At 68.8% G+C, this 11173-nt stretch carries 12 protein-coding genes; 5 read left to right on the top strand and 7 right to left on the bottom strand.

The window, feature by feature from the left end; translation table 11 throughout:
* From IV088_RS18325 to ptsP, 5 genes are all read left to right on the top strand, one after another.
* A partial coding sequence (locus tag IV088_RS18325) for a hypothetical protein (protein ID WP_291105195.1) occupies positions 1-627 on the top strand: 627 nt, incomplete at its 5' end.
* On the top strand, positions 624-1892 hold the full coding sequence (locus IV088_RS18320) for an MFS transporter (protein ID WP_291105194.1): 1269 nt from the start codon (positions 624-626) through the stop codon (positions 1890-1892). The genes IV088_RS18325 and IV088_RS18320, both read left to right, overlap by 4 nt.
* Before the next feature lie 10 nt (positions 1893-1902).
* On the top strand, positions 1903-2349 hold the full coding sequence (locus IV088_RS18315; RefSeq protein WP_236963353.1) for a PTS sugar transporter subunit IIA: 447 nt from the start codon (positions 1903-1905) through the stop codon (positions 2347-2349).
* Positions 2318-2587 carry an HPr family phosphocarrier protein gene (locus IV088_RS18310; protein WP_236963354.1) on the top strand — a complete coding sequence of 90 codons (270 nt, stop codon included), beginning with the start codon at positions 2318-2320 and terminating at the stop codon, positions 2585-2587. Before IV088_RS18315 ends, IV088_RS18310 begins: the two co-directional genes overlap by 32 nt.
* A gap of 88 nt (positions 2588-2675) precedes the next feature.
* Entirely contained in the window at positions 2676-4448 is a 1773-nt protein-coding gene (gene ptsP, locus IV088_RS18305; protein ID WP_291105191.1) for a phosphoenolpyruvate--protein phosphotransferase, read from the top strand.
* Positions 4449-4611: 163 nt separating this feature from the next.
* On the opposite strand, the gene IV088_RS18300 is transcribed toward ptsP, so the two are convergent.
* The 7 genes from IV088_RS18300 to IV088_RS18270 all read right to left on the bottom strand — a co-directional run.
* Positions 4612-5451 (bottom strand): DMT family transporter, encoded by an 840-nt coding sequence (locus tag IV088_RS18300; RefSeq protein ID WP_291105189.1) that lies wholly within the window; start codon positions 5449-5451, stop codon positions 4612-4614.
* 55 nt (positions 5452-5506) lie between these two features.
* Positions 5507-6697: a DegT/DnrJ/EryC1/StrS family aminotransferase gene (locus IV088_RS18295; RefSeq protein WP_291105187.1), complete on the bottom strand. Its 1191-nt coding sequence runs from the start codon at positions 6695-6697 to the stop codon at positions 5507-5509.
* The gene (locus IV088_RS18290; RefSeq protein ID WP_291105185.1) at positions 6694-7623 is read right to left on the bottom strand and encodes a Gfo/Idh/MocA family oxidoreductase; all 930 of its coding nucleotides are present in this window, start codon (positions 7621-7623) and stop codon (positions 6694-6696) included. Before IV088_RS18290 ends, IV088_RS18295 begins: the two co-directional genes overlap by 4 nt.
* A 45-nt stretch (positions 7624-7668) precedes the next feature.
* Positions 7669-8541: a sulfotransferase gene (locus IV088_RS18285; protein ID WP_291105183.1), complete on the bottom strand. Its 873-nt coding sequence runs from the start codon at positions 8539-8541 to the stop codon at positions 7669-7671.
* 17 nt (positions 8542-8558) lie between these two features.
* On the bottom strand, positions 8559-9092 hold the full coding sequence (cysC, locus tag IV088_RS18280; protein ID WP_291105182.1) for an adenylyl-sulfate kinase: 534 nt from the start codon (positions 9090-9092) through the stop codon (positions 8559-8561).
* A 7-nt stretch (positions 9093-9099) separates the two neighbouring features.
* Positions 9100-9888: a hypothetical protein gene (locus tag IV088_RS18275; RefSeq protein WP_291105180.1), complete on the bottom strand. Its 789-nt coding sequence runs from the start codon at positions 9886-9888 to the stop codon at positions 9100-9102.
* On the bottom strand, positions 9885-11173 hold a 1289-nt coding region (locus IV088_RS18270; protein ID WP_291105178.1), incomplete at its 5' end, for a glycosyltransferase family 4 protein. The genes IV088_RS18270 and IV088_RS18275, both read right to left, overlap by 4 nt.

Below are 11173 nucleotides of genomic sequence, written 5' to 3'. Positions count from 1 at the left end.
ATCGAGTATGCGGATACCATCCAGAGCGTTCATCGGGCCATTGTGCCCGCCGCGGTGGCGCCACGCTGTCGCGCCTATTCGGAGACTCCGTTGCCGTTTTCTTCCCGCGCGGCCGCACTGGCCGCGCTGCTGGCCCTGGGCGCCTGCAGTCCCACCTTCAACTGGCGCGAGCTGCGCCAGGACGGCACGCCGCTGCTGGCGCTCATGCCCTGCAAACCCGAGCGCGCGACGCGCCCGGTGCCGCTGGCCGGCACGCCCACCGAGCTGCACATGCACAGCTGCGAAGCCGGCGGCTTGCGTTTCGCCGTGGCCTGGGCCAATGTGGGCACCGCCGCTCAAGTGGCGCCCGCGCTCGCGGCCTGGCGCAGCGCGAGCCTGCAGTCCATCCGTGTGGCCCCCACGCCGGCCGATGACCCCTCCACCCAGTGGGCTGTGACCGTGGCCGGGGCACCCTCGGTGCTGGGGGTGATGGCGCAAGGCCAGGACCCGCAGGGTCAGCCAGTGCAGACGCGCGCCGCGTACTTCGCCCAGGGATCGCAGGTCTTTCAGGCGGCGGTCTACGGCGGGACGCTGCCGGACGAGGCGGTGGAGCCGTTCTTCGCCGGCCTGCGCCTGCCGGCCCCATGAGCCCCGTCACCGAGCCGTTGGCGCCGACGGGGAACGAATGGCTGGGCGCGCGCCAGGCGGTGTGGGTGTTTCTCGCGTTTGCGCTGGCCTACTTTCTGTCGGCGTTGGTGCGCGCCGTCACGGCCACGCTCTCGCCGGTGCTCAGCGCTGAGCTGGCGCTCAAGGCCAGCGACCTGGGCTTGCTGGCGGGCGGGTACTTTTTCGGGTTTGCGCTCACCCAGTTGCCGCTGGGCACCTGGCTCGATCGCCACGGCCCGCGCCGCGTGATCCTGGCCTTTCTTTGTGTGGCGGTGCTGGGCTGCGCCGCCTTTGCCATGGCCACCAGCTTCGCCGGTCTGCTGGCCGCGCGCGTGCTGACCGGCATGGGCGTGAGTGCCTGCCTCATGGCACCGCTCACGGGCTACCGGCGCTGGTTGCCACCGGCCACGCAGATGCGCGCCAACTCCTGGATGCTGATGACGGGCTCGCTGGGCATGGTGGCCTCCACGCTGCCGGTGCAGTGGCTGATGCCGGTGCTCGGTTGGCGGGGCCTGTTCTGGCTGCTGGCGGGGTTGGTGCTGGTGTCGATGCTGGGCCTGGCCGCGATGGCGCCGGCCTGGCGGAAGGCGGCGGGCGCCCCTGCGTCGGCCTCACCCCCGGTGGGGTACCGCGACATCTGGCGCCATCCCTACTTCCGCCAGATGCTGCCGATTGGTTTCTTCAACTACGGTGGCATGGTCGCGGTGCAGACGCTGTGGGCCGGACCCTGGATGGTGAAGGTGGCCGGCTACACGCCAGCGCAGTCGGCACTCGGCCTGTTCGGCATCAACCTGTGCATGCTCACGGCGTTCTGGCTCTGGGGCATGGTCAATCCGCACCTCGCGCGCCGGGGCCTGCGGGCCGAGCGGCTCATCGCCTGGGGGTTGCCGTCGAGCTTTCTGGTGCTGGGATCGATCATCTGGCTCGGGGCGGGCGCCGGCTGGCCGCTGTGGGCGGCGTTCTGCGTCTGCAGCACCTTCGTGTCGTTGTCACAGCCCGCGGTGGCGCTGGCGCTGCCCGCGCAAGCGGCGGGGCGTGCGCTCTCGGCCTACAACCTGGTGATTTTCGCGGGCGTGTTCACCGTGCAGTGGGTGATCGGCCTGCTGATCGATGCCTTTGGCCGGCTGGGTTGGGACACCCTGGGCAGCTTTCGTGGCGCCATCGGTGTCTTTGGTCTGTGCTGTGTGGGGGCATACACCCTCTTTCTGCGCGGACACCGCCTGCAGCCCAGGAGCGCTCGGGGCTAAACTCCCGGGGATGAACGGCATCCTCATCATTGCCCACGCGCCCCTGGCTTCGGCCTTGCGCCAGTGTGTGTTGCATGTGTTTCCCGACAGCGCTGACGCGGTGTCGGCCCTGGATGTTCAGCCCAACGCGCCACCCGAAGAGTCGCTGGCCCAGGCGCGCATCCTCATGCGGCAACTGAACCAGCCCAACACCCTGGTCGTGGCCGATGTGTTTGGCGCCACCCCCTGCAACGTGGCGCAAAAGCTCGTCGATGGTGTGCGCTCCAAGTTGATCACCGGCGTCAATCTGCCCATGCTGCTGCGCACCGTGTCGTACCGGCACGAGTCGCTGGACGCGCTGATTTCGCGCGCCATGATCGGGGCGACGCAGGGCGTGATCCAGGTGGCCGTGACCGCACCCCAAAATCAGGCGAGAAGAACCACCCATGATCAAGACCACCGTGACCATCAGCAATAAGCTCGGGCTGCACGCCCGTGCTTCGGCCAAACTCACCAAACTGGCGGGCAGCCACAGCTGCGAGGTGTGGATGTCGCGCGGCGAGCGCCGCATCAACGCGAAAAGCATCATGGGCGTCATGATGCTGGCCGCTGGCCTGGGGACCACGGTCGAGGTCGAAACCAACGGTGCCGACGAGCAGGCCGCGATGGACGCCATCGTGGCGCTGATCAACGACAAGTTCGGCGAAGGAGAGTGATCTTGATTCAAGGGCGCACGTCGGAGCAAGCGCGTTTCGCCGCTGGCTCGCACCAGGGCGACACAGCCCCTTTGGGGGCGCACCGCTCATGAGCTTCACCGTCCACGGTCTCGCGGTCTCCCGGGGCATCGCCATCGGGCGGGCGGTGATCGTGGCGTCCAGCCGCATGGACGTGGCGCACTATTTCGTCAAGGCCGACCAGGTCGACGCCGAGATCCTGCGCCTGCGCCACGCACGCAACGCCGTGGTCGAAGAAATCGAGCGCGTGCAAGGCAGCCTGGGGGAGCTGGGCTCCAACGACGCCCACCCCGAACTCAGCGCCCTGCTCGACGTGCACCTCATGCTGCTGCAGGACGAGCAGCTCACCAGCGGCGTCAAGCACTGGATCGTGGACCGTCACTACAACGCCGAGTGGGCGCTGACCACCCAGCTGGAGGTGATCGCGCGCCAGTTCGACGAGATGGAAGACCCCTACCTGCGCGAGCGCAAGGCCGATCTGGAGCAGGTGGTCGAACGCATGCTGCGCTACATGCGCGGTGTGGCCTCGCCCGTGGCCGCTCCGGCGCCGGCGGGCGCGGCCGGCAAGGGCGAGACCCTGTTCGACCCCACTGTGGACGTGCCGCTGGTGCTGATCGCGCACGACCTCTCGCCGGCCGACATGCTGCAGTTCAAGCAGAGCGTGTTCGCCGGTTTCGTCACCGACGTGGGCGGCAAGACCAGCCACACCGCCATCGTCGCGCGCAGCATGGACATCCCGGCGGTGGTCGGTGCGCGCTCGGCCAGCCACCTCATCAACCAGGACGACTGGGTCATCATCGACGGCGACGCCGGTGTGGTGGTGGTCGACCCTTCGCCCATCCTGCTGGCCGAATACGGTTTCAAGCAGCGCCAGGGCGAGGTCGAGCGCGAGCGGTTGTCGCGCCTGAAAAACACCCCGGCTGTCACGCTCGACGGGCAGAAGATCGAACTGCTCGCCAACATCGAACAACCCGAAGATGCGGTCGGCGCACTCAAGGCCGGCGCCGTGGGCGTGGGCCTGTTCCGCACCGAATTCCTCTTCATGGGCCGCAACGGCAAGCTGCCCGACGAAGAAGAGCAGTTCGGTGCCTACCGCCGCGCGGTGGAAGGCATGCAGGGGTTGCCGGTCACCGTGCGCACGGTGGACGTGGGGGCCGACAAACCGCTGGACCGCTCGCCCGTGCGCGCGGGCGAAGACCACCTCAACCCGGCGCTGGGCCTGCGCGCCATCCGCTGGAGCCTGGCCGATCCGGCCATGTTCCTGGCGCAGCTGCGCGCCATCCTGCGTGCCGCCGCCTTCGGGCCGATCAACCTGCTCATTCCCATGCTGGCCCACGCCAGCGAGATCCGGCAGACGCTGGCGCTGGTGGACAAGGCGCGCGCGCAGCTCGATGCGCGCGGTCAGGTGCACGGCCCGGTGCGGCTGGGCGCGATGATCGAGGTGCCCGCTGCGGCGCTCACGATCCCGCTGTTCCTGCGCCACTTCGACTTCCTGTCGATCGGCACCAACGACCTGATCCAGTACACGCTGGCCATCGACCGCGCCGATGAGGCCGTGTCGCACCTCTACGACCCGGTGCACCCGGCCGTGCTGCACCTGCTGGCCAGCACCATCGCGCAGGCACGGGCGCAGGGCAAGGGGGTGAGCGTCTGCGGCGAAATGGCCGGCGACGTGAGCATGACGCGCCTGCTGCTCGGCCTGGGCCTGCGCAGCTTTTCCATGCACCCCTCGCAGATCCTCGCGGTCAAACAGCAGATCCTGCGCTGCGACACCTCCAAGCTCGCGACCTGGGCGCAGACGGTGCTGGTGGCCGAGGACCCGGCCGCGCTCATGGCGGATTGAACGACTCCCCCCTGCGCCGCTTCGCGGCTTCCCCCCAGGGGGACAACGCCTGTGGCCCGGCGAAGCCGGTTCCACGGCGTTCTGGGTTCGGACACGCGCTTCGGACCGGGCGCTTGCCGTTCCTCTCGCCTCGGTGTCGCTGGGCGTCAGCTCGTTGGGACGCCTATCGTCGCGTCGCCATCACCGCCGCGCCAATGATCATCACCGCCGCCACGGCCACCGACGCGCTGGGTGTTTCTCCGCGCACCCAGAGCAGCGTGAGCGTGGACAGCAGCGGCGTGAGGAAGCTGAGCACGCCGATCTGCCGCGCATCGCCGCGTTTGAGCGCGGCGTCCCACAAGAAGAACGCACCTCCCAGCGGGCCCAGGCCGAGCACGGCGATCAGGGCTCCGTCGCGGGGCGACAGTGCCACCGCCGGCTCCAGCACCGCGTGGCACAGCAGCGAGAGCAGGCCCGACACCAGTGCGAAGCTGCCGATGGCCGCGGTGGGGAAGGCCTTCACGCGTTTCGTCATCAGCGAGTAGCTGGCCCAGATGAAGGCCGAGGCCGCCGCCGGGATGTAGCCCCAGGCCCACACCGCCTGTGCACCATCGCCACCCCGTCCGAGGATCGCTAGCGCCGCGCCGGCGAAACCGAGCAGCGCGGCGAACACGTGGCGCGTGGTGAGCGACACACCGGGCAGGAACAGTGGCGCCATGACCACGATGCCCAGCGGCCACAGGTAGTTCACCAGGTTCGCCTGCACCGGCGGCGCGTGGCGCAGCGCGATGAAGAGCAGAAAGTGGAAGCCGAACAGGCCGTACACGCCGAGCGCCAGCGTGCCGGCGGGCACGCGCCACTGGCGCCAGTCGAAGCGCGACAACGGCAGGGCGATCAGGCTTCCGATCAGCAGCGAGAGGCCGGTGAGCAGGAAGGGCGGGACGTGGGACAGCGCGGTCCCGAGCGAGGCGAGTGAGGCCCAGAGGGCAATGGCGCCCAAGGCGAAGAGGTTGCTGATGGGCATCGGATGAGTTTAAGTGGCGCCATCAACAGGCGTGGCGGGTTCCTGAGGGGGTGTGTCAGGGTGCCGCGCCGGCGGGCGTTGCCGCGGCCCGGGTCGCGTGACCCAAGGCCACGGGAAGGACGTCAATGATCCGGTTGATGTCGTCGTCGTTCAGCGCCGGGTACAGCGGCAGGGCCAGCGAGCATTGCGCGAGGTGCTCGCTGCGAGGCAGCGCTCGGCCGTCGTGCAGCGGGGCCAGCGCACGGTGGTGTTGCAGCGGCGCCGGATAGTAGACCCGGGTCGCCACACCTTCCTTGGCCAGCGCGTCTGCCAGCGCATCGCGTTGCGCCCTGGCCCCGAGCGTGACGACGAAGTAGTTCCATGCATGCCCCGCGTGGTCGTGGGGCAGCGTCAGGCCGGGCAACGCGGTCCAGGCCGCCAGATAGCGGGCGGCGATCTCGCGGCGGCGGGCGAGCGCCTGGGGAAACGCCGCCAGCGCGATGTGCAGCAGGGCCGCCTGCAGTTCGTCCATGCGGCTGTTGCGACCCAGGCACAGGTGCTCGTTGCCCTCGTGGCCGTGGTTGCGAAGCAGGCGGGCCTGTCGTGCGTGCCGTGCATCGGCAAACGCCAGCGCACCCGCGTCACCCGCCGCACCCAGGGTCTTGGTGGGGTAGAAGCTCATCGCTGCGGCGTCGCCCCAGGTGCCGGCCAGGCGCGTGGTGCCGTCGGGCGCGGTGCTGCTGGCGCCGAAGCACTGCGCGATGTCCTCGACCAGCCACAGGCCTTTCTGGCGGCAGTAGGCGGCGAGTGCGGGCAGGGCCGAGGCATCGCCGAACAGACCGACCGCGAGCACGGCGCGGGTGCGCTCACCGCGGGCGGCGTGGTGCGCTTCCAGCGACGGCAGGAAGCCGCTCGTGGCGCAGTCCACGAACACCGGCCGGGCCCCGGCCGCAAGCACGGCTTCGGCACAGGCCACGAAGGTGTAGGCAGGCAGTATGACTTCATCGTCGGCGCCGCCACCGCCGAGCGTTCCGACGCCGAGCGTGGCCAGCGCCAGGCACAAGGCGTCGGAGCCGGAATTGACGGCCACCACCTCGCGACCGTCGTGCATCGCCGACAGCGATGCCTCGAAGGCGTGCACCTGCGGGCCGAGCACGTACACGCCACTGCGCAGCACGTCCGCGCAGGCGCGGGTCATGTGTGCAAGCATCTCGGGGTCGTCGCGAACCGGAGACCGGAAGAAGGGGATCGCGGCGGCTGGTGTCATGCTTCCAGGATTCGGCATGCACGCACCACGGCAGCGAGGCCATCGTCTCCGGTGGCGATGGGGCTGGGTTCGCCACGGATGGCTCCGCTGAACGCCATGTATTGCCGGCACAGCGGGTCCATGCCCGCACCGCGCCCGGCTGCAGGGCAGCGCAGGTCGAGCACGAGCGGACCGCTTTCGGTCTGCACTTGCATGACGGCTTCGGGCGCGGTGGCGCCGAACCCGCTCTCGAACACGGCCACGAGTCCACCGATCTGCACGCGTGCGCACACCACGGACGCGCTCACCCGCCGGTCGATCAGCTCCAGCGCATCGCCATTGGGGATGGCGCACAGCCAGGCCATGAGGTCCAGGTCGTGCACCATCAGGTCCAGCACGCTGTCTGGCGCGACGCCCGCGCGCGAAGAGCTGCGCCGGAAGTGCAGGAAAGGATCGGGCCTGCCCTGCTGGCGCCGGGCCGCCTCCCGAAGCTCGGCACGGCGCGCATCGTGCCAGTGCGGATTGAAGCGCTCGATGTGGCCGGTGCACAGCGTCACCCCCTGTTGACGTGCGGTTTGAACCATGCGCGCGCCGTCGGACGCCGTCAGGCAGAGGGGTTTCTCGACGAGCACGTGACAACCCCGCGCCATCAGCTGGATCGCCACACCGGCATGGGCCGCATCGCTGGTGGCGACGGTGGCCGATGCGATGTCCGAGGGCAGTTCATCGACATGGCGCAGCAGCGGCACCGAGCCCAGGGCAGGGTCTTGCGGGCGCGACGCGAACGGGTCGACCACGGCCCGCAGGTGAAAGCCCGGCAACCCGGCCAGCTTGCGTGCATGGGTGCTGCCGAAGCGTCCCAGACCGACCACCGCATGGGCCAGTGCCGAGGGGGCAGGACCCGCGGCGATGGTGGTCGTGGCAGCGGCATCGAATGAAAAGGGCATGGGACTCATCGTCGGAGGCGGGCACCACGGGTGTGCGATGCCGGATCACCTATTGTGCAGTTCATATCCCAGCTCGATCAGCAGGCCGCCCGCAACGCGTTCGAAGCGCCGGATGTCCTCTTCGCTCATGTCTTCGCGCCAGGAGCCGATGCGCCCCGTGCCGGGCCTTTCCATCGTTCTCCGCTGCTGGCGCAGGCGCTGTTCGTGGCTGACCAGGACGCTGCCATCACGCGAGATGCGTGCCCGGTGTTCTTCCAGCCTCAGCGGGGCGCGCTCCTGGTGGTTCAGCAACTGGTTTGACCACGGCAGGTCCAGGAACTGGCACAACCGCCGCAACACAGGCTCCGGCCGATCCACCAGGCCTTCGTAAAAGACCTCGGTGTAGCGGGGGTTGCCAGCGCCTGCGTTGCGGGCCGCCTGCACCCGGTCGATCCAGGCGCGCGCCAGGACTTCGGGTTCCTGACCCGGCGTGAACCATTGTTGCCGCCATGACGCCGCCACATCGCGGCCGTCGCGGATGAGGTGGATGAACCGGGCCTCTGGCAACAGAGCGCCAATCACACCGATGTGAAGCGAGTAGTCCGGTGTCTTCTCACCCCAGCGCGGCTTGTTGAAGCGCTGCGCGTAGAGGCGGTAGAACGCCCGCAGCCCGTCGGCCACGGTGAAGGGTTCGAGAGCTTGCAAGGCCTCGGCCAGCGCATCGCGCGCCACGCCGAAGTCTGCCCAGTTGGGGGCGTGGGGCGGATAGGCGGTGACCGTGTCGAGGAAGCGTGCGCGAACCTCATCCGTCGATCCGTCCAGCGCCGAGGCGGCAACGACGAAGCTCGTCTCGGGAGGGATCGCGAGGTCGGGATGGGCGTCGAGCATCAGCCGCAGCAGCGTCGTGCCGGAACGCGGGGCACCCACGATGACCGGCATGGGCGGGTGTTGATGGCTCAAGGCGCGGTGCTCCCGATCCGCTCGAGCAGTTCGCGCACGGCGGGCTGAAGCCCCCTCCGCATGGGGTCGATCGCCAGCCATGGTGCCTCCGGTGCCTCGTACGGAGCGCTGATGCCGGTGAACAGGGGAAGGTCGCCCTGCCGGGCACGTCGATAGAGGCCCTTGACGTCCGCGGCTTCACACACGGCCAGCGGTGTGCTGACGTGAACCTCCAGGAAGCGCTGCGGGCCGACGATGGCGCTGGCCTGTGCCCGGTCGGCCCGCGAAGGCGAGATCAGCGCAGCCACCACGATCAGGCCTGCGTCGTTCATCAACCGGGCGACCTCGGCGGTGCGGCGGATGTTCTCGCTGCGCCCTGGCGTGGAGAAATCCAGGTCCCGGTTCAGCCCGCGACGCAACACGTCGCCGTCGAGCACGGCACACCGGCGGCCGCTGTCGTTCAATGTCCGGGACAGCGCCTGGGCCAAGGTGGTCTTGCCCGCACCGCTCAGGCCGGTGAACCACAGTGTGAAGGTGGAATCGGTGCGCATCACGGCATCAGCGAGGCATCGGCGAGGCGTGGTCTCGCAGGCGGGTGGCCACCGCCTGCAGATGGGCACCGCGAATGACGTGCTTGTAGGTGCCGGCGGCCACGCGCTCCTCGCCCATGCGTTCGAAGAAGGGTTTGACGGCAGGCGCCTCTGCCTGCTCATAGCGGGTGGGCCTCGCAGCAAACAGGCACTCCCTGCCGTAGGCTTCAGCGCCGAATTCCGCGATGAACTCACCAAGCTCCCGTTGCAGTTGGCCGCCAAAGTGCCGGGCGTAGCGGTGCATGTCGTCCAGCTTGGATTGCCATGCCTCGACGCCGAGTTCGACCACGACATGCTCTTCGACCGCGAGGCGTGACGGCAGACTGGGGTGCCCGACGGTCGGGTAGCCGAAGGCCCGCACCGGGTGGCCGCTCGCCCTCGCCTGGATGGCGACCTGGTTGGCGAGGATGCGGCACAGGTCGTGGGAGGGGTTGTAGTCCTCCGCTTCGTCCGCGACGATGCACCCGATGTCCTCTGCGATCACATGCGCTGTCAGCGCGTCCAACCAGCGCGTGAACAGGCGCGTGTCGCCGTCCAGCAGCGCCTGGTAGATCGTGGTGTCCGGCACCGGCTCGACCACCTGCGAGAGCCAGCTGGCCCCGGCGCGTTCCAGGTTGTCGATCGTGAGGGCCAGCCGCGGCACCCCGTTGGCGCCGGCCCCGTTGGTGAGCACCACGACCTGCGGTCGCTCTTTTCGAAGCCATTGCCACAGCAGCAACTCGTGTCCTGGATGGGCCGCGATCAGCAAGTGCTTCATCTGGACTGGGTTTTTGCCTGAAGGTAGGTGGACATTCGCCGCAGCGGCGCCGTGATGCGCCAGGATCGGCTGGCATGCACCTCGTGCAGCTGCGAGCGCAGGTCGGCAAGCTCGTTGCGCGCCCGCTGTTCCGCATCCGCCAGTCGCGCAACTCCTTCGACCCGGGCGGCGAGTTCGGCAGCATGTTCGGCGATCCGCTGAACCTCGGCGCGCCAGGCATCGATCTGGGCCAGATGGGCGCGCTGCTGATCGTTGAATGCCTGTTGCAAGCCCCCGATGTGCTGACGCAGCGCGGCCATTTCCATGTGCGCGCCGGTGGCGTTGCCACGCCGGATCCAGTCGTCCATGTAGCGCGCCGACTCCAGCGCGCGTTGTTCCGCCGGTACCGGGATGACCGCTCGGGTCTCCGCCATTCGCCGCACGCAGTGTTCCAGCCCCGACAGCATGGCATCCAGTCCGCAGTGCCTGCGGGCCCAGTCCGACGCTTCCCTTGCATCCTGCGCGTCAAACTTGTCGAGTTCGGCCATCACGTTCTGTCGCGTGATCGGTCGGGTCATGATGGCCCGGCCAAAGTTCCAGCGCCGAGCCTGTTCCGCCTTGGCGGCCGTGACCATCTCTCCCATGCCAGCGCTCGGATCCAGGGCCACCACCGCGTTGCCGGTGACCAGTGCCTCGGTGGCGCAGCGCCCCTTGCCGAACACGATGTCGTACCGTCCCAGCACCGCGGCAGGGTCCGTGAGGTGGTTGCCGCTGCCACTGCCGATCACATCGAGCGCGAGACCCCGTTCGGCGCACGCGATGCGAATCTCTTCCAGCTGAGCGTCGTGCGACGCATAGTTGCTGAAGACCAACGCTGTGCGGGGCGTGGCAGGCAGGGGCCCGCGCTGCACGAAGCGAGACAGATCGATGCCGTTCTGAAGGAGCTCGATGCGCTGGCGTTCGATGCCGAACTCGTGCACCAGCCGCTCGGCGCAGTTTTCGTCCACCGCGGCATGACAAACCACCTGCGAGAACTGTGGCGGTCGACCGTGGTCCGCGCTTCGATCGTGGCAGATCGTCAGCACAGGCACATCATGAAAGTGCAGCAGTGCACGAACCGTTTCGTGATGCGTATTGCCAATGATGACGTCAGGCCGCGCGGCCATGTCCGCGACATCGGTGATGCAGGCGATCGAGGCCTGGCGCAACTCGTCGGCCATGTCGCCAAAGGCGGTGGCGAAAATGGCGACAGCGTGACCACGGCCGCGCATCCAGAGCGCCAGGTCGCGGGTGAACATCTCGGCCC

This window comes from Hydrogenophaga sp., assembly GCF_018780075.1.
Taxonomy (GTDB): domain Bacteria; phylum Pseudomonadota; class Gammaproteobacteria; order Burkholderiales; family Burkholderiaceae_C; genus Hydrogenophaga.
Note: the sequence above shows the minus strand (reverse complement) of the source record. Positions and strands in the feature narration are given on the sequence as shown.

Coding starts and splice junctions, on each gene's coding strand:
- IV088_RS18300 (WP_291105189.1), bottom strand. CDS start 5,451: ATGCCCATCAGCAACCTCTTCGCCTTGGGCGCCATTGCCCTCTGGGCC.
- IV088_RS18315 (WP_236963353.1), top strand. CDS start 1,903: ATGAACGGCATCCTCATCATTGCCCACGCGCCCCTGGCTTCGGCCTTG.
- IV088_RS18275 (WP_291105180.1), bottom strand. CDS start 9,888: ATGAAGCACTTGCTGATCGCGGCCCATCCAGGACACGAGTTGCTGCTG.
- IV088_RS18310 (WP_236963354.1), top strand. CDS start 2,318: ATGATCAAGACCACCGTGACCATCAGCAATAAGCTCGGGCTGCACGCC.
- IV088_RS18290 (WP_291105185.1), bottom strand. CDS start 7,623: ATGCCCTTTTCATTCGATGCCGCTGCCACGACCACCATCGCCGCGGGT.
- IV088_RS18285 (WP_291105183.1), bottom strand. CDS start 8,541: ATGCCGGTCATCGTGGGTGCCCCGCGTTCCGGCACGACGCTGCTGCGG.
- ptsP (WP_291105191.1), top strand. CDS start 2,676: ATGAGCTTCACCGTCCACGGTCTCGCGGTCTCCCGGGGCATCGCCATC.
- IV088_RS18320 (WP_291105194.1), top strand. CDS start 624: ATGAGCCCCGTCACCGAGCCGTTGGCGCCGACGGGGAACGAATGGCTG.
- cysC (WP_291105182.1), bottom strand. CDS start 9,092: ATGCGCACCGATTCCACCTTCACACTGTGGTTCACCGGCCTGAGCGGT.
- IV088_RS18295 (WP_291105187.1), bottom strand. CDS start 6,697: ATGACACCAGCCGCCGCGATCCCCTTCTTCCGGTCTCCGGTTCGCGAC.